The organism is Acetobacter oryzoeni, from assembly GCF_004014775.2.
GTDB classification, from domain to species: Bacteria; Pseudomonadota; Alphaproteobacteria; order Acetobacterales; family Acetobacteraceae; genus Acetobacter; species Acetobacter oryzoeni.
In genome coordinates, this window is sequence record NZ_CP042808.1 from 137061 (window position 1) to 162210 (window position 25150).

General features: G+C 53.7%; 21 protein-coding genes. 12 read left to right on the forward strand and 9 right to left on the reverse strand.

Translation table 11 applies throughout. The annotated features are described in order from the left end of the window. Positions 1-120: 120 nt before the first annotated feature. Positions 121-684, reverse strand: coding sequence for a hypothetical protein (locus EOV40_RS00665; protein WP_128104753.1), 564 nt, complete (start codon positions 682-684; stop codon positions 121-123). Positions 685-872: 188 nt separating this feature from the next. Between EOV40_RS00665 and EOV40_RS00670 the strand changes: the two genes are divergently transcribed. The 5 genes from EOV40_RS00670 to cyoD all read left to right on the forward strand — a co-directional run bounded on the left by EOV40_RS00670 (position 873) and on the right by cyoD (position 6125). Further along, positions 873-1649, forward strand: a complete 777-nt coding sequence (locus EOV40_RS00670) for a Bax inhibitor-1/YccA family protein (RefSeq protein ID WP_128104754.1) — start codon at positions 873-875, stop codon at positions 1647-1649. Between the two features lie 613 nt (positions 1650-2262). Next, the gene (gene cyoA / locus EOV40_RS00675) at positions 2263-3189 is read left to right on the forward strand and encodes a ubiquinol oxidase subunit II (protein WP_006116679.1); all 927 of its coding nucleotides are present in this window, start codon (positions 2263-2265) and stop codon (positions 3187-3189) included. Between the two features lie 5 nt (positions 3190-3194). After that, positions 3195-5186: a cytochrome o ubiquinol oxidase subunit I gene (gene cyoB, locus EOV40_RS00680; protein WP_087651677.1), complete on the forward strand. Its 1992-nt coding sequence runs from the start codon at positions 3195-3197 to the stop codon at positions 5184-5186. Position 5187: 1 nt separating this feature from the next. Then, entirely contained in the window at positions 5188-5793 is a 606-nt protein-coding gene (gene cyoC / locus EOV40_RS00685; protein WP_003629826.1) for a cytochrome o ubiquinol oxidase subunit III, read from the forward strand. Continuing rightward, entirely contained in the window at positions 5793-6125 is a 333-nt protein-coding gene (gene cyoD, locus EOV40_RS00690; protein WP_050819001.1) for a cytochrome o ubiquinol oxidase subunit IV, read from the forward strand. The genes cyoC and cyoD overlap by 1 nt, the downstream gene beginning before the upstream one ends. A gap of 279 nt (positions 6126-6404) precedes the next feature. On the opposite strand, the gene fdxA is transcribed toward cyoD, so the two are convergent. Continuing rightward, complete coding sequence (gene fdxA, locus EOV40_RS00700; protein ID WP_012812302.1) at positions 6405-6737, reverse strand: ferredoxin FdxA; 333 nt, start codon at positions 6735-6737, stop codon at positions 6405-6407. A gap of 176 nt (positions 6738-6913) precedes the next feature. Further along, complete coding sequence (locus EOV40_RS00705; protein ID WP_208729293.1) at positions 6914-9448, reverse strand: helicase-related protein; 2535 nt, start codon at positions 9446-9448, stop codon at positions 6914-6916. A 9-nt stretch (positions 9449-9457) separates the two neighbouring features. Here EOV40_RS00705 and EOV40_RS00710 point away from each other — a divergent pair, with 9 nt between their 5' ends. From EOV40_RS00710 to EOV40_RS00720, 3 genes are all read left to right on the forward strand, one after another. Further along, the gene (locus EOV40_RS00710) at positions 9458-11044 is read left to right on the forward strand and encodes a leucyl aminopeptidase family protein (protein WP_128104756.1); all 1587 of its coding nucleotides are present in this window, start codon (positions 9458-9460) and stop codon (positions 11042-11044) included. Between the two features lie 98 nt (positions 11045-11142). Further along, complete coding sequence (locus tag EOV40_RS00715; RefSeq protein ID WP_208729219.1) at positions 11143-11616, forward strand: MarR family transcriptional regulator; 474 nt, start codon at positions 11143-11145, stop codon at positions 11614-11616. Positions 11617-11758: 142 nt separating this feature from the next. Next, complete coding sequence (locus EOV40_RS00720; protein ID WP_003629818.1) at positions 11759-12205, forward strand: hypothetical protein; 447 nt, start codon at positions 11759-11761, stop codon at positions 12203-12205. A gap of 8 nt (positions 12206-12213) precedes the next feature. Here the strand turns inward: EOV40_RS00720 and EOV40_RS00725 are convergent, their stop codons facing one another. Then, positions 12214-13311: an MraY family glycosyltransferase gene (locus tag EOV40_RS00725; RefSeq protein WP_128106167.1), complete on the reverse strand. Its 1098-nt coding sequence runs from the start codon at positions 13309-13311 to the stop codon at positions 12214-12216. On the opposite strand from EOV40_RS00725, the gene EOV40_RS00730 reads away from it, so the two are divergent. Genes EOV40_RS00730 through EOV40_RS00740 form a run of 3 tightly spaced genes read left to right on the forward strand, consistent with a single transcriptional unit; the run spans position 13305 to position 16949 of the window. Further along, positions 13305-15335 (forward strand): polysaccharide biosynthesis protein, encoded by a 2031-nt coding sequence (locus EOV40_RS00730; protein ID WP_128104757.1) that lies wholly within the window; start codon positions 13305-13307, stop codon positions 15333-15335. The genes EOV40_RS00725 and EOV40_RS00730 overlap by 7 nt on opposite strands. Further along, on the forward strand, positions 15332-16468 hold the full coding sequence (locus EOV40_RS00735) for a DegT/DnrJ/EryC1/StrS family aminotransferase (protein ID WP_128104758.1): 1137 nt from the start codon (positions 15332-15334) through the stop codon (positions 16466-16468). The genes EOV40_RS00730 and EOV40_RS00735 overlap by 4 nt, the downstream gene beginning before the upstream one ends. 16 nt (positions 16469-16484) lie before the next feature. Then, positions 16485-16949: a hypothetical protein gene (locus EOV40_RS00740; protein ID WP_003629813.1), complete on the forward strand. Its 465-nt coding sequence runs from the start codon at positions 16485-16487 to the stop codon at positions 16947-16949. A gap of 94 nt (positions 16950-17043) precedes the next feature. Here the strand turns inward: EOV40_RS00740 and EOV40_RS00745 are convergent, their stop codons facing one another. The 3 genes from EOV40_RS00745 to EOV40_RS00755 are packed head-to-tail and all read right to left on the reverse strand — an operon-like array spanning position 17044 to position 20769. Next, entirely contained in the window at positions 17044-18408 is a 1365-nt protein-coding gene (locus EOV40_RS00745) for a dihydroorotase (RefSeq protein WP_128104759.1), read from the reverse strand. A gap of 6 nt (positions 18409-18414) precedes the next feature. Next, positions 18415-19812: a glutathione-disulfide reductase gene (gene gorA / locus EOV40_RS00750; RefSeq protein WP_128104760.1), complete on the reverse strand. Its 1398-nt coding sequence runs from the start codon at positions 19810-19812 to the stop codon at positions 18415-18417. A gap of 60 nt (positions 19813-19872) precedes the next feature. Further along, positions 19873-20769 carry a ferredoxin--NADP reductase gene (locus tag EOV40_RS00755; RefSeq protein WP_050819007.1) on the reverse strand — a complete coding sequence of 299 codons (897 nt, stop codon included), beginning with the start codon at positions 20767-20769 and terminating at the stop codon, positions 19873-19875. A gap of 318 nt (positions 20770-21087) precedes the next feature. On the opposite strand from EOV40_RS00755, the gene EOV40_RS00765 reads away from it, so the two are divergent. Then, entirely contained in the window at positions 21088-23436 is a 2349-nt protein-coding gene (locus EOV40_RS00765) for a helicase-related protein (RefSeq protein WP_128104761.1), read from the forward strand. Between the two features lie 53 nt (positions 23437-23489). On the opposite strand, the gene EOV40_RS00770 is transcribed toward EOV40_RS00765, so the two are convergent. Both EOV40_RS00770 and EOV40_RS00775 read right to left on the reverse strand, forming a co-directional pair. Beyond that, complete coding sequence (locus tag EOV40_RS00770) at positions 23490-24440, reverse strand: SDR family oxidoreductase (RefSeq protein WP_050819009.1); 951 nt, start codon at positions 24438-24440, stop codon at positions 23490-23492. Further along, positions 24437-25099: a DedA family protein gene (locus EOV40_RS00775; RefSeq protein WP_050819010.1), complete on the reverse strand. Its 663-nt coding sequence runs from the start codon at positions 25097-25099 to the stop codon at positions 24437-24439. The genes EOV40_RS00770 and EOV40_RS00775 overlap by 4 nt, the downstream gene beginning before the upstream one ends. Positions 25100-25150: the final 51 nt, after the last annotated feature.

The following is a 25150-nucleotide window of genomic DNA, read 5'->3' on the forward strand; positions in this document are numbered from 1 at the left end:
TGTCAATCACGGGGAAGGAATAGCAGCTTCCATTCTGCGGGATAATTTCCCGTGCTTACAGGCCTGTAGAGCAGGAAATTATGCTCACAATCAGGTTATGAAAGGCGCTTACAATTCTTGTTATAACAAGGATGAGGGTGCGATGCAACCTGATGTAAACGCATAATCAGCCAGAAGTTCCATATCTGTCGTTTCACGATTTTTCCAAGAACTGAACAGGGTGAATTCATAAACCTCCTCTTCTGGTGCACGCAGGCTATGGTGGATACGTAACCAGTTGTGGACGTCTTCTGGGGGAACTGTTGAGATCGTGGCGAGTGGCACGCTGAGTGGGTGGCAGGTGCGCTTCACCTTCAGGCCTGCGTGTTGAGCCTGACGCCTGATTTTCACGGAAAGGTGATCACACACAGCCGACAGAATCTTGGCCGTAAGAATGATTCGTTCACCTTGCTGCACAACGTCTAACCCAGCATGAACAAGTGTTGCCGGTGTTGATGTTTGGATAGAAAGCAGACCTGTATCCAGATTCTCCATGATGTCTGGGTCAGTGGTTTCTCCCACAATTACCAGAGGCAAAAAGAGGAAGGGTTCAGGCTCCCATTCCCGGTTGGGAAAGAAGGTCTGAATCTGCTGGAAGAACTCCAGCATGGGGGCGGGGAGGCGGATCCCGGCAATCAGAAACATACTGGTACTTTATTCCTTGGCTTGTGAGAGCCGATTTGTGGGGGAATGCGTTATATTAAGAGATAACAATCAGGCGGGAATCAAACGCCCTGTTTTTGACCTGATTCTTTGTAACCCTTGACGACAGGGCAGGGCAGCCACAAGTATTAAGCAAAGCCGGCCTGTCCGGACAAGGAGAGTTAAACACCATGTCGTTTAGTCACGACTACCGATCCCCCGCTACGCCCACAGACTGGAATGCGCAGGCAGCCAATCTGGATGCTGGGCTGCGGGCCTATATGCTACGCGTTTATAACTGGATGGCATCTGGCCTGCTGCTTACCGGTATAGTGGCATATGTTATTGCCAACACAAGTTTGAGCCACCTGTTTTTTCAGGTGGTGCAAGTGCCGGGTGGCTTGGTGCCGCGCCCAACATTGTTGGGTGACGTTGCCATGCTTTTACCATTGGCGTTTGTGTTGGTGATGTCCTTTGGTTTGAACAGGCTTTCCCTACAGGGTGCGCAAGCACTGTTCTGGGCGTTCTGCGCTGCCATGGGCGCCAGTATGGCCAATATCTTCGTTATTTATACAGATACATCCATTGTTCGGGTTTTTCTGGTAACGGCCTGCATGTTCGCCGCAACATCTTTGTGGGGATATGTCACCAAAGCCAACCTGTTGCGCTTCAGCTCTTTCCTGATGATGGGGCTTTTTGGGCTGCTGATTGCTGGTTTGGTGAACCTGTTCCTGAAGAGCCCGGCTTTGTACTATGTGTACAGCATTGTCGGCGTCTTCATCTTCACAGCGTTCAGTGCGTTTGATGCGCAGCGTATTCGGGTCACCTATCCGCAGCTTGCTGCATATGAAGGCCCGGAAATGACAGCCAAGCGCAGCGTATATGATGCGTTGAGCCTGTATCTGAACTTCATCAACCTTTTCCAGTTTCTTCTGCAGTTTATGGGCGCAAGAAACTCCAACGACTAATTTATATAAGGAGTCGGCATAGGTTACTGGCTTTGTCGGCATCTTGGAAAAGAAAACCCAGCCCCTCAGAGGGCTGGGTTTTTTTGTATGGGAAGGTATGCTCTGGATGAATGGCGGCATGTTTGTCTGGAATGCGTACTAAAACAGGCCGTTATTGTGATTCAAGATTCTGTAACGGAAATGTGAGATAAATTTTTTTCATGTAACGGCATGAAATCGAAAGCGAAATTGTATTTCGATAAGATATAATGAAATATTTTGTAATATTTCGTGAAGTTGTTTGCCCCTGTTTTTATCGCACCGGCGTACCCATGCCGCAGCGCCATATCAGCTAACCTGATTATGACGAAAGGCTGATGGAACTTTTCCGACATTTGAGAATCTGCGCTTTAGGAATAAAGTGCCGACAAGGTGTTTTCGCACTCCGTTCATTTTGTCACCGGCATGATGTGTCGTGTTCCCTCTGTTTATGAGGGAAATAACGGTCTGGCATGTGTTAGTGGTAGGGGGGACGTGTTGAAACGCGGTTTTTCTTGCTGTTGTCAGGCTTCTATGGCAGCAGAACAAAGAGTCTTAGTGAGGCTAATTTGATGTCAGAACCAAGAGGCGTGCGATGAAAAACAAGTTACTGGCGAGAGTGGCGCGATTGGGCGGCCTATCGTCAGCATTGCTGCTTGCCGGGTGTGAACTTGATGTTCTCGACCCGAAAGGCCCGGTGGGTGAAGGGGTTAAAACCCTAATTGCCACCTCCACAGTCGCAATGCTGATTGTTGTGATTCCGACCATCCTGCTGACGCTTCTGTTTGCCTGGCAGTATCGCCAGTCTAACACGAGCGCCGAGTATCTGCCGAAGTGGTGCCACTCCAACAAAATTGAAGTGATTATTTGGGGCGTGCCTTCCCTGATTATCCTCTTCCTGGCAGTGATTACCTATCAGACCTGTCATTCTCTGGACCCGTATAAGCCACTTGAAGCAGAAGCTAATACCAAGCCTCTGCACGTTGAAGTGGTGGCTCTGGACTGGAAATGGCTGTTCATCTACCCAGAACAGGGTATTGCAACGGTCAATCAGCTGGCCATTCCGGTCAACACCCCGATTGACTTCAACATCACATCTGATTCCGTGATGAACTCCTTCTTCATCCCGCGTCTTGGTTCCATGATCTATGCAATGGCAGGCATGCAGACCCAGCTTCATCTGCTGGCGAGCGAACCAGGCGACTATCTGGGTGAATCTGCCAACTACAGTGGCCGTGGCTTTTCTGACATGAAATTCCACACGCTTGCTGTAAGCGGTGATGAATTCAATGCCTGGGTTGAAAAGGTGAAGTCTTCTTCCGAGCAGCTGGATAGCCAGACCTATCCGAAACTTGCTGCCCCAAGCGAAGCGAACCCCGTCGAGTATTTCGCGCATGTTGAACCCGGCATGTTCAACACGATCGTTGCCAAGTACAACAATGGCATGGTCATGGACAAAAGCACTGGCAAGATGATCCAGGTGCAGCAGTCTGCGATGTCCGACATGAATATGAAGGAATAGGATCTATGCTAGGGAGACTATCGCTCTCGGCCATCCCGTTGGATGTGCCGATCCTGGTAGGGACGTTCATCGGCGTTGTCATTGTCGGTGTCGCGGTACTGGGACTTATTACGTATTACGGTAAGTGGGGCTACCTCTGGAAAGAGTGGTTCACTTCTGTTGATCACAAGCGTCTAGCCGTGATGTACATCATCCTGGCACTGGTCGCTCTTTTCCGTGGTTTTGCTGACGCTATCATGATGCGTACTCAGCTCGCGCTGGCGTATGCAGGTAACCCAGGCTATCTACCACCACACCATTACGATCAGATCTTCTCCGCTCACGGAACGATCATGATCTTCTTCCTGGCCATGGCGTTCATGACTGGTTTGTTCAACTTCATCGTGCCTCTGCAGATTGGTGCGCGTGACGTTGCCTTCCCGTTCCTGAACAACCTGAGCTTCTGGATGACGGCTGTTGCGTTTATCCTGGTGAACGTTTCTCTGTTCATTGGTGAATTCTCGCAGTGCGGCTGGCTGGCATATCCGCCTCTGTCCGAAAATCAGTTCAGCCCTGGCGTTGGTGTTGATTACTACATCTGGGCCGTTCAGATTTCCGGTGTTGGCACGCTGCTGACCGGTGTGAACTTCTTTGTAACCATCGTGAAGATGCGCGCTCCGGGCATGACCTGGATGAAAATGCCTGTTTTCACCTGGACAGCTTTCTGTGCTTCCATCCTGATCATGGTGGCCTTCCCTGTTCTGACGGTTGCAGTTGCTCTGCTGGGTCTGGATCGTTACTTCGGGATGCACTTCTTCACCAATGATGGTGGTGGCAACCAGATGTTGTACCTCAACCTGATTTGGGCTTGGGGCCATCCAGAAGTTTATATTCTTGTTATCCCTGCCTTCGGTGTGTTTTCGGAAGTTGTTCCTGCATTTTCCGGCAAGCCGCTGTTTGGTTACAGCACCATGGTTTACGCAACCTGCTCCATCATGGTTCTGTCCTTCCTTGTGTGGGTTCACCACTTCTTCACAATGGGCGCTGGTCCGGACGTGAATGCCTTCTTCGGTATCGCGACCATGATCATCTCCATTCCTACTGGTGTTAAGCTGTTTAACTGGCTGTTCACCATGTATAAGGGCCGCATCCAGTTCCATGCCTGCATGTACTGGGCTGTTGGCTTCATGATCACCTTCACCATCGGTGGTATGACCGGCGTTATGCTGGCTATTCCGGGTGCTGACTTCGTTCTGCATAACTCCCTGTTCCTGATTGCTCACTTCCATAACACCATTATTGGTGGTGTGTATTTCGGTTACATCTGCGGCATGAACTTCTGGTTCCCGAAGGTGATGGGCTTCAAACTGAATGAAACTTGGGGCAAGCGCGCTTTCTGGTTCTGGTTTGTTGGCTTCTATTGCGCATTCGTACCGCTCTACATTGTCGGTTTCGAAGGCATGACCCGTCGTCTGAACCACTACGACAACCCGGCATGGCATCCGTGGCTGCTGGTTGCTGAAGTTGGTGCAGTTCTGGTTATGCTTGGTATCGCTTGCCAGCTTACACAGCTGTATGTTTCCATCCGTGACCGTAACCTGCCGCAGAACCGCGACGTGACCGGTGACCCATGGAATGGTCGTACGCTGGAATGGTCCACGTCTTCTCCGCCGCCGGTTTATAACTTTGCTATCGTTCCTCATGTGCACGAACTCGATGCGTTCATGCATGATAAGGAAAATGGTATTGATACCCGTCAGGCTGGTGCTCAGTACGAAGCAATCCACATGCCCAAGAACACCTCTCTGGGTCTGGCTTGTGGTATCTTTGCCCTGATCTTCGGTTTTGCTGCGGTTTGGTACATCTGGTGGCTGGCTGCTATTGGCCTTGTTGGTGTTATCGGTTCGGTAATTGCCCGCAGCGCTGATAAGGATATTGATTACTATATCCCTGCCGAAGAGGTTGCCCGGATTGAAAACGAGCATACCCGTAAACTGATGGCACAGGCAGCTGAATAACATGGCACAGAACACAACTGTTCAGACCGCAGGCCACGACGAACATCACCACGAATCTCCGGTGGTGTTCGGGTTCTGGGTCTATCTGATGACGGACTGCATTATCTTCGGCACGCTTTTTGCCGTGTTTGCAGTTCTGCGTAACCAGTTTAACGGTGGCCCAACCGGCCACGAACTGTTCGAATTCGGTGGGCTTGGGCTGGAAACAGCCCTCCTGCTGGTTTCGTCCATCACTTATGGGTTCGGCATGATTGCCGCCCATAAGAGCCAGGTTTCCAAGGTTATCCTTTGGCTTGGCGTTACCTTCCTGCTTGGCCTTGGCTTTGTGGGGCTGGAACTGCGTGAATTTGCGCACATGATCGCAGAAGGCGCCGGTCCGGATCGCAGTGCATTCCTGTCTGCGTTCTTTACGCTGGTGTCTACTCACGGTCTGCATGTCACGTGTGGTCTGATCTGGATTGTTACCCTGATCGCTCAGCTGATGGGTACGACTGAAATTCCGGAACGTATGATGAATAAGCTCACCTGCCTGAGCCTGTTCTGGCACTTCCTGGATATCGTCTGGATCTGCGTTTTCACCTATGTCTATCTGGCGAGCATGATCTGATGAGCAATCCGCATACATCCTCCTCAGGCGAGAGCCACGGTAGCGTATCTTCTTACATTATCGGGTTTGTTCTTGCCGTTGTCCTGACGGTCCTGTCGTTTGGCGTGGTGATGAGCCATAGCCTTTCGCCAGCCGGCACTCTGGCTGCTATTTCAGCTCTCGCTCTGGTTCAGGTTCTGGTGCATCTGCACTACTTCCTGCACATGGGCGGAGACTCCGAACAGCGCTGGAACAACATGTGCTTTGTTTTCACCGTTGCTTTCGTGGCCATCCTGATTGTTGGTTCGGTGTTCATTATGAACAACACCGCGCTGCACATGATGTCCCGCTAATATGGTGAGGTTTCTACCGCCACGTTAAGTGGCGGTGGGAAAGCAAGCTGAAGAAAGCCCCTGTAGCTATAATGGCTACAGGGGCTTTTTTTTATGGGCTATGTCTTTTTGGCGAACCTATGCAAGGCAACTGGTATCCACTGTTCTCTGCCACGATGTGGGCTTTGAATGAAGTGTGGAACATCCAAGCTGAAGCGTGCGTGTTAGGTTCTGGGCATAAAAAAATGGTGCCAGCCTAGGGCCGACACCATTCTTTTAAACCCAAGTAAATAAGGGTGTTCAGTCTTTCTGCGGGTTGGGGGAAAGCAGCTCTGTTTTGTTAGGCTTGTCTTTCCATTCTTCCGCATCGGCCGGGGGCGTGCCCTTGCGTGTAATGTTTGGCCACTGGGTGGCGTATTTTGCGTTGATTTCTGCCCACGCTGCTGCACGGTCGTCGCTATCAGGGAAAATGGCTTCGGCGGGGCATTCAGGCTCACACACGCCGCAGTCAATGCATTCATCTGGGTTGATGACCAGAAAGTTTTCACCAGCGTAGAAGCAGTCAACGGGGCAGACTTCCACACAGTCCATGAATTTGCAGCGGATGCAGTTTTCAGTGACCACGTAGGTCATTGCCATCTCCGAAAATATCTGGCGGTGGAGGAGGGGCTCTCACCGCGTGGGGTCAGATGGCAGTACCGTTATATAGAAGCCTGCCACCAAGGATGGCGCAGATATGAGGCGCTTTTGGCCTGATGGCAACCCGCCTGTGTAAGGAGGGCAGCTTTCTTTTTACAGCAGAGCTAGGGTTAGGGGTGTTGCCGAAGCGTTGCCAGCACAGCAAAGGGACTGTTGTGGTTATATTTTTCTGACGGAACTTTCCCTGTACGCTTTTTTGAGTGTTTCCGATTTTTTACAGTTTTCCGGGGGATAATTAGAAAAGGGGCGGGTGGTCCTGCGTGTGTATCCGGTAAAATCTGGGGTTTTTGCACATGTAACCCAAGGCTGCGCAAAATGCCCGGAAGAATAGCCTTTTTCACCCCTAACCGAGAGGCAAAGAAATTCGGAATCTGCCGTGATCCGTGTGCAATCAGGGAAACAGATTCTGCATACAGCGCAGCAGCAATATCGAGTCGGATTAAGGTGCCTTCGGAAATAATCCACCCAAGTTGCATAAGCAGAGATTTTTGAGCCGCTGTTAGCTTGGCGGGTAAAGGCGCAGAAACGGCACCTGAGCGTGGAAGTTCTGGCAATACAATGCCAGAGTGCAGGCTGAGCAAAAGCGCGCGCAAAGCCATGGCGCCAGGGCGCATCATTTTACTACAGAACACCGTATTTTTTTGCTGGGTGATCTGAAGGCGCTTCAGTATGTGTCTGGCAGATGCAGGCAGGGTGGAAAGGTGCGGCACCTCCGCCACGCCACCGCTTTCTACCAGCATATGCACCATGCCGCGGAGTAACGGTTGATCTGCAACTGCTTTTTCTGCCCGAAAGAGCGGTGCTAGCTCTTTGTGGATGTATGCGTTCACAAAGGTAGCCAGCCGTTGCCGGATTTTTTCTTTCTGACCGGGTTCCAGAAATTCTGCCTCGCGCACTTCAATAACTGGGTGCAGCACATCTGTCCCGGCTTGCAAACGCGCAATCGTATCTTCCTGCCAATTGAGTGCGCCACTTTGCAGGTTCAGCGTTATTTCGGTGTCTGGTGCCTGTAGGAACTGCGCAACACGATGGGGAATCTGGTTACGTGCTGCTCTGCGCGCTGCTTTAAGAATCAATTTCTGGTCAGACTGCGCAGCTTCGGGGTCTGGTATAAAGCTAAAGCCCCGCATATGGCCTACAGCATGCCCTTCTACACTTACTTCTCCCGTCCGCGTAATGGCTGAAAGCAAAGGGGTGGTGTCTGCTTCTTCCAGGCGTCGTGCCAAGCTTGCCGCGCGTTTATCTACAAAGCGCGTTGTCAGACGTTCATGTAATACATCAGAAAGAGCATCTTCCAGCCTTAGGGTATGGTTACGCCAATGTGCAGCGTTTTCCACCCAATCCGGTCTGGCAGAAACGTAAGACCACGTGCGAATACCCATAAGGCGCTGCATCAGAACATCAATATCCCCTTCCAATTGCTCCAAATTGGCAAGGCGAGATTTCATCCAAGCAGAAGGTAGGTGCCCTTTTTGGGCAAGAAGAATGAAAATTTGCTCACACAACCGGATGTGGCTGTCTTCTCCCAGTTTGCGAAAATCTGGAATCTGGCACACCTCCCACAATAGCTGAGTGCGCGCAGGTGTGTGGGCCAGTTTTTGCACTGTGGCATTCTGCATCAGCGCAGAGAGTGCCAAGAGATCAGATGCTGGAGCGGCAGATTTCAGGCAGCGGTCAGGGGGCTTTTGGCACAAGCTGGCATAAAGTGTGCTGGGAGACGTAAAATTGAGCTTGCTGTTACGCCACCACAAAAACGGCAGCGGTTCAAAATGGTGGGTTTCTATGGCCTCCACCATTCCTTCGGGAAAGGCAGGACATTCCCCAGTTGTGCCAAAAGTACCGTCCTGCGTGCCGCGGCCTGCGCGGCCTGCAATCTGTGCGGCTTCCGCCGGGGTAAGCAGCCGGTTTCTGTAACCATCAAATTTGCAGATATTGGCAAAGGCAATGTGCCGAATATCCATATTCAACCCCATGCCAATGGCATCGGTTGCTACCAGATAATCCACTTCCCGGTTTTGGTAGAGGGCTACCTGCGCATTGCGGGTACGTGGGGAAAGCTGCCCCATCACCACAGCACACCCCCCGCGTTTGCGGCGGATGAGTTCTGCAATGGCGTACACTTCGGCCATGGAAAAAGCCACAATGGCCGTACGCGCTGGCAGGCGTGATAGGCGCATGTGCCCTGTATATGTCAGGTTGGAAAGGCGCGGGCGTGTGTCTATTTCTATGTCGCGGATCAGGGTTTTCAGCAGTGGCGCGATGGTTTCTGCGCCCAGAAAGAGCGTTTCAGACTGCCCGCGCGCATTCAAAAGCCGGTCTGTAAAAACATGGCCTCGTTCCGGGTCCGCACACAGCTGAATTTCATCTACGGCTACAAATTCTACCTTACGGTCAGATGGCATGGCCTCTACCGTGCAGGAAAACCAGCGTGCCTGCGGTGGGATGATTTTTTCTTCACCCGTAATCAGCCCAACAGAGCGCACACCCTTAAGCTTGACCATGCGTTCGTAGTTTTCACGCGCCAGCAGCCGCAGCGGAAAGCCGATCATACCAGAGGAATGGGCCAGCATCCGTTCTAGCGCCAGATGTGTTTTTCCGGTGTTGGTGGGCCCCAGAATGGCCCGCACGGGAGCATCGTCCGGCATAGATGCGTGATGAGCGGCAGCAGCCATACGGCGGGAAGAAACCATCATGCAAACATCGTCTGCTGCTGCGTGTGGAAAAGCAAGCCATCAGATGCCATTATCCTTACAAACCAAAATATGCTGACAGGCCATTTGCCTGAAAGCGAAGGGAGAAATGTCATGCCTGTTCGTGAAGCCGATTGTCTGGTTGTGTCCCGTCGAGGAAGCAAGGTGCGCACTGTTCATGCTGTTCGCCCTTCGGATCAGGCAGTTTTGGGCTCATGGATAGGGGAGCAAGCAGCGGCTTTTGCAGAAAGTTGCGGCTTTAAGGCGCGTCCGGGCCAGCTGGTAATGGTGCCAGATACAAATGGGGTGCCAACAGCATTATTTGGAGTGCCCGAACAAGGTGTGGTGGACCCATTTGTTTTCGGGGTGCTGGCACAAGACCTGCCCGCAGGAGATTGGCGGGTAGAAGCGCCGGATGACATTGCGCGGCATGATGTCATTTTGGGTTTCTGCCTTGGGGCGTATCAGTATGGGCTGAAATCTGCATCCGCCAAAAAACCCACAACACGGCTGGTGGTCACGGCGCAGGAACGTGCAAGCGTGGCATCGGAAATGGCGCGTTCCATTTGGCTTGCGCGTGATCTGATCAATACGCCCGCAAATTTGTTGGGGCCATCAGATCTGGCACGTGCAGCCAAAACGGTGCTCAAGGAATTTGGTGCCCATATGGACGTCATAAAGGGTGCTGCGCTGGATAAAGCCTATCCTTTACTGGCGCATGTGGGGAATGGATCAGACCGCGGCCCACGCGTGGTGGTGGCGCAGTGGCAGGGCAGTACGGCAGATAAAAAAGCACCGCTGATTTCTTTGGTGGGTAAGGGCGTGTGCTTTGATAGTGGGGGTTACGATCTCAAGCCCTCTAGCGGCATGCTACGCATGAAAAAAGATATGGGTGGGGCGGCAACTGTTTTGGCTCTTGCCCGCTTGATTATGACGCAGGATTTGCCCGTAAGGTTGGAAGTGCGTCTGGGGTGTGTGGAAAACAGTGTGTCCGGCCATGCCATGCGCCCGTTGGATGTGGTGCGCAGCCGTTCTGGCCTTACAGTGGAAATTGGCAATACAGATGCAGAAGGCCGTCTGGTTTTGTGTGATTTGCTGCACGAAGCCGGGGAACAGAAACCTGATCTGTTGTTAGATGTTGCAACCCTAACAGGCGCTGCGCGTGTGGCGCTGGGGCCAGATTTACCCGCCTTGTTGTGTAATGACGAAGCTGTTGCCATGGCATTTTTGGAAGCCGGGCAGCAGGAAGCAGACCCCATGTGGCGCTTGCCCTTGTGGCAGGGGTATAAGGAATGGCTAGGAAGTTCTGTTGCAGATATTAGTAATATTTCATCAAGACCTATGGCAGGTGCGATTACTGCCGGATTATTTCTTGAACGATTTGTAAATCCAGATCAGCGCTGGGTGCATATCGACAGTTATGCCTGGAATGACAGCTCTCGCCCAGGACGGCCAAAAGGTGGGGATTCTCCTGGGGTTCGGACCATTTTTAAAGCTATTACGAACCTTTTTTGTGAAGAACAAAATGCCGCTGCCACAAAGGTGTCATAAAAGAAGAGACAATATGTTTTTATTAATACTTTAAAAGAGTCGTTTCGCCTCCTATATGAAATCCCAAGGGGATTCGTTCCGTAACAGGAAGCGGGAACATGTCGCTTTATCCTGAGAGATCAGGAAAAGCGTGCAGCAAAAGGAAAGTGAAGCTTATGCCTCAGGCAGCAGAAAAAACAGAGGATCTGGCCAAAACTCTGCGCGATACGATTGTGTCTTTGGTGCGTGGAGATGCTCCAGATTTATCCGCTCGCCAACTGGCAGTGTTTTTGACGTGCTATCTGGATGAAACTGGCCATACCGTACGTGGTTTGGCTGCCAGCTTGAATGTTTCCAAGCCCGCCATTACACGTGCTTTGGACCGGCTGAGTGAACTGGATCTGGCACGCCGTAAGGTTGATCCGCTGGATCGTCGTTCCGTGCTGGTACAGCGTACACCTAAAGGTGCTGCTTACCTGAAGGAAATTCGCACCATTATGGGTGAAACTGTAGAAAACGCAGCCCGCAAGGCCCAGCGTTCTGCAGAGCGTGAACCCGCCGCCCGTCGTGTGCGCCGTGTGATGGCTGCCTGAGTTCTAGCTGCTTCGTCCAGTTTGAAACTTTTGTAGGCAGTAAACGTTTTTTCTTCACGGTTTTCTGAAAAGCCTGCTGTTTTATATATTAAAGCAGCAGGCTGATTTTTCAGCCTGACCAACAAGAAGAAAGGAACGTTTCATGCGATTTTCTTCATTCTTTGCTGCAGCAGCGCTTGCGGCATCAGCTAGTTTTATTCCTGTTGCCCATGCTGAAGATGCTATGGGCTCGCCCACAGCTACGGTTACCATTACGGCAAGATCAGCCGATATTGGTGTAGGCTATACATGGGGTGGTGGCAGGCTGCGTTACGGCGGAAAAACTTATAAGTTTTCCATTACCGGTGGCACAATTGCTGCCGTTGGCTATTCCAAAATTGAAGGCAAAGGTACCGTTTATAATCTGCATCGTTTGTCAGATTTTAATGGCACCTATGGCGCTGCTCATGGCGAAGCAACGCTGGGCCAAGGCTTGGGCGGTGCTGTTCTGGAAAACAAGAACGGTGTGCGCATCAAGATCGAAACCATTTCTCAGGGTGCTCGGCTTGCCGGTTCTGCACAGGGTTTGACCCTAACGTTGGAAAAATAAAGCTATATTTACCACGCGCCAACAGGGTGTTGGCGCGTGCGTAAAATGGCAAAGCCTGTCCATACAAGTTGGGGCACACACACAAGTATAAAAGCCGTTATACTTCCCGCCACAACCGGCATGGGGGCTACAAAACAGCTTACCATCATCCCCCAAAGCGTGAAGGCCCATTCCATAATGGAAAGGGCAGGGGCGTATATGCCGCTCCGGTGTAACACCTGATATAAATGCCCACGATGCGCTTGTACCAAGGAATGTCCGGCCAATTTGCGGCGAATAAGCGTAAAAATAACATCATAAATCAACGGAAATAGCAGTGCAGGCCCAACAACCCATCCAGAGGGCAGTGGAGAATGTGCCGCGATATACAGGGCTGCGGCTCCAGCTAATAAGCCACACCCTTGGCTTCCTACATCACCCAGAAAAATACGCGCATTGGGGAAATTGAAAGGTAGAAAACCTGCCAGACAATAAGCCATGAGCAATGCAGGCCAGCGTAAGGCCGGCACGCCCAGATAAGTGGCGGCTCCGGCCAGACATAGTGCTGCAACACATAAACAGCCAGAAATCAGTCCGTTTAACCCATCCATAAAGTTGACGGCATTGGTGATAAATATCAGCCACAATATGGAAAGAGCAGCCCCAATAACCGGTGTGGGCCAAGGCAGAGTAATGCCTCCAGCTACAATTATGCAGGCTGCGGCACATTGCGCTGCAAATTTAATAGCCGGAGACCATTGGTAAATATCATCCAGCCACGAAACAGCGCACAGCAACAAGGTGGCAGCAGCCAACGCGCAGGCTGAGAAAGACAAAAGTGGCTGGCCAGTAACAGACATAAGAACCGGCAAAACACCTGCAAAAGCAAGCATTACGCCTATGCCGCCCCCTTTGGGTGTAGGCGTATCATGGGCGCTGCGGTGCCCCGGTGTATCCATAACGGCAAGCCCGATCATACCCCGCACAAGGCAGGCTGAAAGAATGCAAGCACCTAACAGGCAAAAAATTGCCACACAGGAAAAAGAAAAAGACATGAAAAGACAGTCGTCCGGTTGAGCCGCTTCTAGGATGGCAGGTGCTACGCTATAGGTGCAAGATAATGGCATCACAACACTCTCAGCCCCTGCACCGTAATCCGCGCCTGCGCCCTGTAAACAGGATAGCCGTAAATATCCTGTTGGATGGCGTATTGGCAGCCTTGGCAGCACCTCTGGCACGGTGGTTGGCAGCCCCGCAAGATGGGTTGCTGCATCCACTCTGGTTTCTGGTTGGAGGGGCTATCACGCTGCTTGTCAGCGGGGTGCCATTTCGTATGCCGCAACAGTACTGGCGGTTTTCGGGCGTTTCAGATCTTTTGGGTATTGCTGGGGCCTCTATTGCCAGTTCCGTACTGTTTTCATGCGGGCTTGTGGCTGTGGGCTTTCCGCTACCCAGTCTGACCTTTCCCATTATTTATGCGCTGGTTCTGCTGGTGATGTTGGGCGGGCTGCGTGTTGGGTACCGCTTGGCGCACAGAATAGCCCTCCGCCGCGCCAATTTGCGGCGTGTGGTGTTGATAGGGGCAGATACGGTTGCTGATCTGTATTTGCGTGCGTTGGAGCGCAACCCGGAAGCCGGGATTCGTGTTGTCGGGCTTGTGGCTTTGGGCACGCATCAAGCAGGTCGGCGCATCCATAACGTGCCCATTCTTGGGCACGTAGAAGATATTGGAGCTATTTTAGACCGGCTGGCAAAAAACAACGTACTGCCCGAATCCTTGGTGGTGACAGATCCTTCTTTCCGTGGTCGTGCCCTGACAAATGTTCTGGATGCTGCGGCTGTGCATGGTATCTCGGTATTGCGCACGCCCGCTTTAACAGATCTTACCCCAGCAGAACGTGTGCAGTTGCGCCCCGTGCCGCTGGAAGATCTGCTCAACCGCCCGCAAGTGCCATTGGACCGCGAAGGTATGGAGCGGCTTGTGGGTAACCACACAGTTCTGGTTACGGGGGCCGGTGGCACCATTGGTTCAGAACTGGTGCGGCAGATTGCCCTGTTAGGCCCTGAACGCCTTATCCTGCTCGACCATGGTGAGTTTGAACTGTGGCAGATAGATGTAGAATTGGCAGATTGTGCCCCCCATGTGCCGCGTGAAGTGGTTGTAGCCGATGTGCGAGATGAAGCCCGGCTAGATGAGGTAATGGCCCGTTTCCGCCCAGAACTGGTGTTTCATGCTGCCGCCCTGAAGCATGTACCAATTGTAGAGGCAAACCCGGCAGAAGGGTTGCTAACCAATGTGCATGGTACACGCGTTGTGGCGGATACAGCATCCCGCCATGGGGCGCAGGCCATGGTGGTGATTTCAACAGACAAGGCGGTAAATCCGTCCAGCCTGATGGGGGCATCCAAGCGCGCGGCAGAAATGTACTGTCAGGCGCTGGATGTACGTGCCCGTGCATCGGGTAAGTCTGATGCCATGCGGTGTGTTACCGTGCGCTTTGGCAATGTGCTGGGGTCTACCGGTTCTGTGGTTCCTCTGTTCCGTCGGCAGCTAGAACGCGGTGGCCCGCTTACAGTCACACACCCGGAAATGCGCCGGTATTTTATGACAGTGCCAGAAGCTGTGGGGTTAGTGCTGCAAGCCAGCGTGCGCGGCATGCGCCATACCGATGGTTCTGGCACAGATGACCTGCTGCGGCATGGTGGTATTTTTGTGCTGGATATGGGCGAACCCGTCCGTATTGTAGATCTGGCCCGGCAGATGATCCATATGGCCGGTTTGCGTCCTGATGAAGATGTAACCATCCGTTTCACGGGTCTGCGGCCCGGTGAAAAACTGTATGAAGAACTGTTTCACGGTCGGGAAGCCCCGGTGCCAACCGATGAACCCGGCTTACTGATGGCCACACCTCGGTTGGTGGATCTGGAGCAGATACGCCAGGCGGTGGATCAGATTACGGCCTATGCGCGAGAAGGTGATGTGCAGGCTGCTTTGCGTATTCTGGCATTGCTGGTGCCGGAATTCGATCATAACCCAGCGGGAGAGGTGCGTGCCCTGGCGCCGGAATCTGCGGCGTCTGGTGCTATGGCTGCGGGTGTTGTACACAGCGGACAGGCGCAGGCCGATGGCAATGAGCAGGTGGCATTATGAACAGTTCACAAAACAGGCCTATCGCTTTTCTTGATCTCGCAGCCCAGCAAAAACGGCTGGAGCCCGCATTGCGGCAGCGGCTGGAGGCTGTTCTGGCGCATTGTCGCTTTGTAATGGGGCCAGAAGTTCAGGAACTGGAACAGCGTTTGGCCCAGTGGTGCGGTGCGCAGGAATGCGTGGGTGTTTCCTCCGGCACAGATGCCTTGCAGATTGTGATGATGGGGGAGCAGATTGGCCGGGGTGATGCTGTGTTCCTGCCAGCGTTTACCTATACCGCCACGGCAGAAGTGCCTTTGGTTTTGGGTGCCACGCCCGTTTTTGTAGATGTTGACCCAAACACTTTCCAGATTGACCCAGAGCATCTGCGCAGCCGTATTCGTGCTGTGCGAGAAGCAGGTAAATTGAAGCCCCGCGCCATTGTTGGGGTGGATCTGTTCGGCCAGCCTGCACCGTGGGCAGATTTGCGCACCATTGCGCAGGAAGAAGATCTTTTTCTGTTGGCAGATTGCGCACAATCCTTTGGGGCAAAGCTGAATGGTGCGCCTTTGGGGCGGGAAGCCACAGCAACAACGCTTTCCTTCTTTCCGTCCAAGCCTTTGGGTGGGTACGGAGATGGCGGCGCCATTCTCACGGATGACCCGGAACGCGCTGCTCTTTATCGTTCCCTGCGTACGCATGGCGAAGGCACAACCCGGTATGAGGTTTTGCGCACCGGTATGAATGGGCGGTTGGATACCCTGCAAGCCGCTGTGTTGCTGGCCAAGCTGGATGATTTTGCACGAGAACTGACGCGGCGTGAGGAAATTGCCTGCCAGTACGATGCAGGTCTGAAAGATGTGGTGCAGGTGCCTGCACGTGTGCCAGACAGCCAGAGCGCGTGGGCCATTTATTCCGTATTGCTGAAAAACAGTGCCGAGCGTGAGCAGATGCAGGCCCGCCTGAAAGAGCAAGGTGTGCCTTCAGCCATTTACTATCCGCTGCCGCTGCATAAACAGCCAGCCTACCGTGATCATCATGATGGTACGGCGCTGCCTGTTTCTGAAGATCTGGCACAGCGGATTTTGGCGCTGCCAATCCACCCGGAACTGACTGATGAAGAAGTAGCCCGCGTTATTGCAGCGGTGCGCGGGTAAGAGAAAGATACAGATAATGCGGAAAGAGACGGCTTTTATTATTGGCTTTTTTATTTTTACGCTCAGTACGGCAGCGCTGATCTGGAAAGTGGCGCTACCTAACCTGAAGCCGGTTTCCTTTCCGCAAGTAGCCAGCGGCACTTTGGATGTTGGTCCCATGCACCGCACACGTGCTCTAAGCCCGGATGAAGTAAAAGCGGTGAATGACTGGTTTAAGGATAACAAAGGTGGCTGGGGGCCGTTAACACGTACGCCGCCATCATCGGGCGATGCCCGCATGGTGTTGAATGATGCCCAAGGCAAGGAAGCACTGGTGCTCACACTTTGGACAGGTATCAGTGCCGCAGATTGGAACTCTACCGTGTTTGTTGAAAACCCGGATGGCTCACAGGTGCATTACAGGTCATTTTCCAACAAGGAGTTTGCGCCTTTGCGGATGATGGTTGACCGTTACCCCTATAAACGGTCCAGCTTTCCCTGATTTTTACAAACGTATAGCACCATAAAAACAAAACCCCTTCCACCAATACGGTGGAAGGGGTTTTTGCTATGCGCTGAATGGCTGCGCCGGAGGTTTAGCCTGCAGGCCTGTCTGTGGCATCAAAACGGAAAGGCTCGCCAATGGCTTTGTCTGCCAATGTGCCTTCCCACATCACCTGATGACCGCGGATAATGGTGCCAACAGGGCGGCCAGTAATGGTGTTCCCTGTAAAAGGAGACCACCCGCAGCGTGAGGCCAACCATTCTTCCTTGATCGTCCACTGGGCTTTCAGATCCACAATCGTGAAGTCTGCATCATACCCAACGGCAATGCGGCCTTTACGCACCAAGCCAAACAGACGCTGTGGGCCAGCGGATGTTAAATCCACCAAGCGGCGCAGTGTGAGCCGATGGTGCGCAACATGGTTGAGCATAAGGGGCAGAAGCGTTTGCACGCCCGGCATACCAGAGGGAGAGGCCGGATAGGTGCGGGCTTTGGCTTCCTTGCTATGGGGTGCGTGGTCAGACCCAATCACATCTGGCAAGCCTTGGGATACCCAATGCCACAGGCCATCACGATGTGCACCAGAACGGATTGGCGGATTCATCTGCGCAAAGGTGCCGAGGCGGGGATAGGCTTCTTCCCCCGCCAGTGTCAGATGCTGGGGGGTAAGTTCACAGCTTGCCACATCGCGGTGCTGGGCAATGAGGGCCAGTTCAGCAGGGGTGGTGATGTGCAGCACATGCACGCGCCGCCCGGTTTTGCGGGCCAGATGCAGCACACGTGTGGTGGCACGCAGGGCTGTTTCATCATCCCGCCAAACGGGGTGGGATGAAGGATCTCCTTCAATCCGTTCCGCCATGCGTTCTTTTAGCCGAGTTTCATCTTCGGCATGAATAGCCACGCGGCGCTGACCAGATTTCAGCACGCGTTCCAGCATACTGTCTTCCGAAACCAGCAGACTGCCGGTGGAAGAGCCCATAAACACCTTGATGCCAGCAGTGCCCGGTAGTGTTTCCAGTTCACCGCATTGGTCGGCGTTATCAACCGTAGCGCCCACGTAAAAGGCGTGTTCGCACCACATGCGGCCTTTTGCGCGTGCCAGCTTGTCTGCCACTGCTTCTGGCGTAGAGGTGGTGGGTTTGGTGTTGGGCATTTCAAACACGCCCGTTACCCCGCCCAGCACAGCAGCACGACTACCGGATTCGAGGTTTTCGTTTTCCTCTGCACCCGGTTCACGGAAATGAACCTGCGTATCTATAACGCCCGGCAGAATGGTCAGGCCCGTGCAGTCTATGGTGCGGGCGGCATCAGCCTGCCCGCCAATGGCGGTAATGGTGCCGTCTTTCACATAAACAGTGGTTTCCACTGTGCCATCAGGCAGCACAACGGAACCACCTTTTAATGCCAGATCAAAAGGGCCGCGCTGGTCGCCAATAAAAGGGGCAGAAGGTGCCATAGGGAATTATCCTTCAGCTTTTGGGGTTTCCCGCGTGCGGGTACGCATGGTCACCAGCTCTTCAGCCGATGTGGGGTGAATACCGATTGTGCGGTCAAAATCTGCTTTTGTCAGTTCAGCCGTTACAGCAATGGCAACACCCTGAAGCATTTCTGGTGCGTCATCCCCCAGAATATGCACGCCCACAACCTTCTGGCTTTTTTGGTCAACAACCAGCTTCATCACTGTTTTACGTGTGCGGCCGGTCAGAGTGTGCCGCATGGGGGTAAAGCGTGTGAAATAAATGTCTACCACGCCATTGCGGGCGGCTTCTTCCTCTGTCAGCCCAACGGTTGCCAGCGGAGGGGAGAAGAAAACAGCCTTGGGGGTTGTGGCATAGCACCATTGGCGGGCAGGCCCTTTGCCAAACAGGCGGTCAGCCAGATTATGGCCTTCTGCAATGGCAACAGGGGTAAGGTTGATACGGTCAGTAACATCCCCAATGGCGTAAACGCCCGGCTGGGCTGTCTCACTATTCATATCCACCTTGATGCGCCCATTATCTGCGGTGGTAATGGCTGTGTTTTCCAGCCCCAACGCATCAATTTTAGGGCGTCGGCCTGTTGCCATAAATACGCAATCTGTGTGCAGGCGCTGGCCATTATCCAGCGTTACCACAAGGTCTGCGCCCTCTTTGGCAATGGCGGTGGAACAGGCGTGGCGGTGCTGGGTAATGCCGCGTGCATCAATGGCTTCTGCCATGGCGCTGCGCATTTCTTCATCAAAACCGCGTAAGGGCAAATCACGCCGGTAGACCAGATCTACCTTGGAACCCAAGCCTGCAAAGATACCGGCAAATTCCAGCCCGATATACCCGCTGCCAATAATAACCACCCGTTCTGGCCGTTGCGGCAGGTGAAAGGCCTCATCTGATGTAATGGCCAGTTCTGCGCCGGGGATATCAGGTTTTACGGGTGTGGAACCGGTGGCAATAACAATGCGTTCTGCCGTAATGGTGCGGGGGGCTTCATCCGGCGCAAGGGGGGAAGGTTCAATGCGGACAGTGTGCCCATCTACAAATCGGGCATGGCCGGTAAGAAGCGTAATACCGGCTTTTTCCAGCATGGAGACATAAATGCCGTTCAGGCGGGTAATTTCCCGATCCTTGGCGGCCATCAGCTTGCCCCAGTCATGCGTGCCGCGGGTAGAAGTCCAGCCAAATCCGTGGCTGTCATCTACCATATCACCGTATTCACTGGCCTGTACCATAAGCTTTTTGGGCACACAGCCCAAATTCACACAGGTACCGCCCCAGTGTCGGCTTTCTGCAATGGCAACGCGCGCACCGTGGCTGGCCGCAATGCGCGCGCACCGTACGCCGCCGGAACCCGCCCCAATAACCAGAAGATCAAAATCATAGCTCATGGGGCGTGCTCCTTTAATAATGTGTCTTAAGCGGCGGTGTTGGGCATAAAAACGCGTGCCTTATCGTTCGGCAAACGCTTTTTCCACCACGTATGCGCCCGGGGTGGACATGTTGCCTTCATCAAACCCACGCGCACGCAGCAGGGCTTCCGTATCAGCCAGCATTTCCGGAGAACCGCAGATCATGACGCGATCATGTTCGGGATCAAGCTCAGGAATGTTCAGATCCTTGAAGATCTTGCCCGATTCAATCAGCTTGGTGATGCGTTCTGTTACGGCAAAGTCTTCACGCGTAACGGCTGGGTAATACAGCAGCTTTTCCTTGATTTCTTCACCAAGGAACTCGTGTTCCGGCAGTTCGTGGCGGATATGGTTGGAATATGCCAGTTCGCCAGACAGACGCACAGTGTGTGTCAGAATAACGTGGTCATACCGTTCGTAGCATTCCGGATCCTTGATCAGGCTCATGAACGGGGCCAGCCCTGTGCCGGTGGACAGGAAATACAGGTTACGGCCGGGGCGCAGGTTATCCAGCAACAGCGTGCCGGTTGGTTTGCGGCCGATCAGCACCGTATCACCCACTTTTACGTGGCGCAGGCGGGATGTGAGCGGGCCGTTGGGCACAGCAATGGAAAGAAATTCCATTTCATCCGCATAGTTGGGGGATGCAATGGAATAGGCACGCAGCAGGGGCTTGCCGTCTACTTCAATCCCGATCATGGCAAACTGGCCGTTTTCAAAGCGCAGGCCGGGGTCACGGGTGGTGGTGAAGCTGAACAGGCGGTCCGTCCAGTGATGAACGGTCAGAACCTTGGCAGGGTAAAGGTGCCCGTATTCTTTTGTAGGCGGGGCCAGATGCCACACGCCTTCCTGTCCATCAACAGGCAGCAGGCCGCTGGGCACTTCAGAGGCAGACATCCGTGGCAGGATGTCGTTTTCAAGCATGGTTTCAGACATGGACCGCTATGTACTCCGCTTGTAGCAGATCAGAACAATGTGCCTTTGCGTAGTAGATACAAAAGCACCGTGAATTTCTTGCTGGCGGCGTTTTTAGAAGGGTGAGGCGTCTAATGCCAGTGTAAATTCATCACACAACGTGTTCGCGCAACACGTAACTGGCTGAAAACCGCCTGCCGCTTCTGTCTGCTGGGTAGGTTGGGGGCGCCACAATGGCCAAATCGGGCTGTAGGAGCAAGGCAGGTTTCTGATTTATTTTGCATGAAGTATGCCGCCAAGGCATTGTTCCGGCCCGCAGGATGACGCAAGAGAGAAAGCATGACGTCAGACAGCTCTGCTTCTCCAGCCCGTCAGGCTCTTGCCTGCGCTGTAGCCCGCACCACTATTGCCCCAGAGGCCAAGGAAGAACACGAAGTTCTCCGCCGCCTTGCCCGTAATCTTGAGCCCGGCGCCCATGAGGTGCCGGATGAAACCTACCTTCAGGTTTTGTGCCAGGTGCGGCGCAAGCGCTGGATTTCCCGCCTGCTGGATAAAACACGCCGCAGCGGGCGTATCTGGATCAGCCGGGAAGAAATAGAAGAAGCTGTTTCCGGTATTACAGACCCGCAGGCTGGTGATCAGGAGCTAGAGCGCGCGCTAGCACCTGTGGCCGAGTCTCGCCTGCGTGGATATGCTGCAACGCCTCGGGCTGTGTTTGAAACAGTGCAGGCTGATCTGGTGGATACAGGGCGTGTGCTTTCCCCCGATCAGACAGATCTGCTGCTTATGGCTATTGCCGTAGCGTTTGGTTTGCCAGAGGGAGATCCGTTTCTTGAAACGGCCCGGCGGGAGGAAGCCCGCAGGCAGCAGACCGCCAGCAAAATAGAACAGACAGCCCGCCAGAAGCGCGACAAGGAAGAAGCGCAACTGCGGGAATGGGAAGAAAGTCTTGTTCCGTTTGCAGAAGTACCGCGCCTGCTGCGTTGCTCCCAACGTGAGGCTTTGCGCTGGATTGCAGAGAATCGTCTGCCAGTTGCCAGAAAGGTGCGCGAATCCGGCGGCCGTGAGAAGTGGGAGTTTGACCCCGCCGCATTGGTGGCTTTGCGTGGCAAGCTGGGTGAATGGCGGAAAGATAATGGCCGCGGGGCAGAATTTGGCGGCCCTAAAACGGCACCGGATATGGGCCGCAAGGTTGCCAATTCCGTTATTGCCCGTGTGGCTGCGCTCGACCGATATGCCGCGCATTTTCGTACTGCCCGCGCGCTTAACAGACAGATTACCCTTGTTACGGGGCCAACCAATAGCGGCAAATCCTATACGGCCCTGAATGCACTGGCGCAGGCTGAAAGCGGCTTGGCTCTGGCTCCGTTGCGGTTGCTGGCGCATGAATTTCGTGAAGCACTGGCTTCCAGAGGCGTTGAGGCCTCTCTTTCTACGGGTGAAGAGCGGATTGTGGTGCCGAGCAGCAAGCATCTGGCTGCAACGGTGGAAATGTGCCCGTTTTACAGCCCTGTAGATGTGGCTGTTATTGATGAAGCCCAGATGCTGTTTGATACAGACCGTGGTGCCGCGTGGACAGCCGCCATTATGGGTGCACCTGCACGCCACTTATATGTATTGGGCGCGCCAGATTGTATTCCCATGGTGCGGCGTATTGCTGAATTGTGCGGAGATCCACTGGATGAAATTTCTCTGGAACGCAAAAGCCCGCTGCGCGCAGCATCGCACCCTGTGCGGCTTGCGGATCTGGGGGCAGGGGATGCGTTGATTGCGTTTTCCCGCCGGGAGGTTCTGGATTTACGCGCAGCCCTGCTTCAGCACGGCAAGCGTGTGGCCGTGGTGTATGGGGCGTTAAGCCCGGAGGTGCGGCGTGCAGAAGCCCAGCGTTTTAATGATGGAGAAGCCGATATTCTGGTGGCCACAGATGCCATTGGCATGGGGCTTAATCTTTCCATCAAGCGCGTGGTGTTTGCGGCCCTGAAAAAATATGATGGCCGCCAGACGCGGGATCTGACCGTGCAGGAAGTAAAGCAGATTGGCGGGCGTGCAGGCCGTTTTGGCAAGCACGAAACCGGCGTTGTTGCCGTTCTTGCTGGTGCAGGCAGCCCAACCTTTATTCGTCGGCAGTTGGAAGCAGACCCCGAACAGCCTGATGATTTGCGGCCATACGTGCAGCCTGATGCCGATATCGTAAAAGCTGTGGCAGCAGAAATTGGCTCTCAAAGTCTGTACGGTGTTCTTTCACGTATTCATCGTGCCGTGCTGCGTAAGGATGATCCGAATTATCGGTTGTCAGATATGGAGCAGGCTTTTGCCATTGCTTCTGCCTTGGAAGGGGTGGAAGGGCTGGATCTGACAACGCGCTGGTCTTACGCCATGTGCCCGGTGGATGACCGAGATAATGGAATCCGCCGTCTGGTAGGTTGGGCCGCAGACCATGCCGCAGGGCGGCGCGTGCTTCCGCCGGGAACGGGCCGTTTGCCTCCAAGTGAGCGGGCAGGGCGTGAAGAACTGGAACGTGCTGAAAAACGGCACAAGCGTTTGGTAGCATGGCGGTGGCTGGCGCTACGCTTTCCTGAAATTTACCCAGATCAGGAAGAAGCGGAAGACACAACACGCAGGCTGAATGACTGGATTGAAAGCGTATTACGGCAGCAGAGCCGTACACGCCGTTCGACTCGCTTCTGAATACAATAAAGGGTGGTGTCTGGTTTATGAGACACCACCCTTTTTATAAGATATTACCAGCTTGTGCCGGTCAGTCTTTCAGAAACATCCCATAGGCGTGCGGCAGTGCTGCCTTTGCGCGCCGTAGGAGGAATATGGGCTGGTCCGGGTGGTCCGCGGCGTTCATGATGCCCTTGCGGGCCGTAATAATCCCCATCTCGGGCGGTGGGGGACAGTGCAGCGTATAAAATGGGCTCAGCCCCATGCGCGGCGGATTGCCCCATAACGCGTAGAATCATGCCGCCTAGAAATTGCTCAATACGACCAAGGGGCGCGGGCAGACTAGCCGCCTGCCCATTGGCAATAATGGATGTGCTGGCCCAACCGGGATGTGCTGCGCGTGCGTGCACATTCCATCCCTGTTCACCCGCCCGGCGCGCCAATTCCATAGCAAAAAGCAGGTTGGCGAGCTTGCTTTGCTGATATGCCCCAAAAGGGCTGTAGCGATAGCGGGATTGCAGATCATCAAACTGAATATGGCCCTTGCAGGCTGCCAAACTGGCCACACTCACAACAACCCCACCGCCCGGAGCGTTTTCCAGCAAATGTCGCAAATGGGCTGTCAGGGCAAAATGCCCCAGATGATTCACGCCGAACTGAAGCTCAAAGCCGTTTTTGGTTTCCTTGCGGCGTGTCGGGGCCATAACGCCCGCGTTGTTCACCAGCAGATGCAGCCGGTCTGTGTATTTTGTGGCAGCCGCAGCACATTCCGCGACAGACTGGAGCGAAGAAAGATCCAGCGGTAAAGGAATAATCTGTGCCGTTGGGCATTCTGCTTTGATGCGGGATATGGCTTCACGCCCACGCTCTGCGTGTCTTACGGGCAGCAATAAACGTGCCCCCCGGTGGGCAAGCCCTAAAGCAACCTGAAAACCCAGCCCGCTATTGCCACCGGTTACAAGGGCAACCTGCCCTTTCAGATCAGGTTGGCTGTGGTTAACGCGCCATGCTCTGCGCCCTGTCATGAGGGAAGAACTTTCAAGCGTTCATCCTGCTCGGCTGCTTTCATGGCTTCCTCCGTCAGACGTTTTTCATTGCGCTTGATGAATATGAACAAAGACCCGATGACAATACAGGCCACTGCCCCAAAGGCGATAGCAAGTGGCCCGGAAAGCCGAAGGATCTCGTTCCCCAGCAGATAGGCAATAAGCGTGTAACCACCGGCCCAGAATATGCCGCCAAGCGCGTTATGGAATAAAAACGTATGCCACGGCATATGGTTCGCTCCGGCCAGCAAGGCTACAAACATACGCAGTACGGCAATAAACCGTCCAAAAAATACAACCGGGCCACCGTGTTTGAGAAAAACATAGCGTCCTAACAAAAGGCGCTGAGATGTCAGGCCAATTTTGGGGCCATATTTCTGCAACATCCGCAGTCCAACAAGATGGCCAATCAGATAGCCGAAATTGTCGCCCATAATGGCACCCAGCACACCGGCCAGCGCTACGCCCTCAATGTGCAGCTTGTGCGTTGTGGCACAAAACAGCGCTCCGGTAATAAGCAGGCTTTCTGCAGGCAGCGGAAAGCCCATGCTTTCTAGCATTACCACAACCCCTACCACCCCATAACCGTATTGGGCGAAAAGGCTGCTCAGGTAATCTACTGAAAAGAAATTGTGCAAAGAGTGTAACAGAACAGAACATCCAATTTAGACAGAGCACGAGATTGCTCA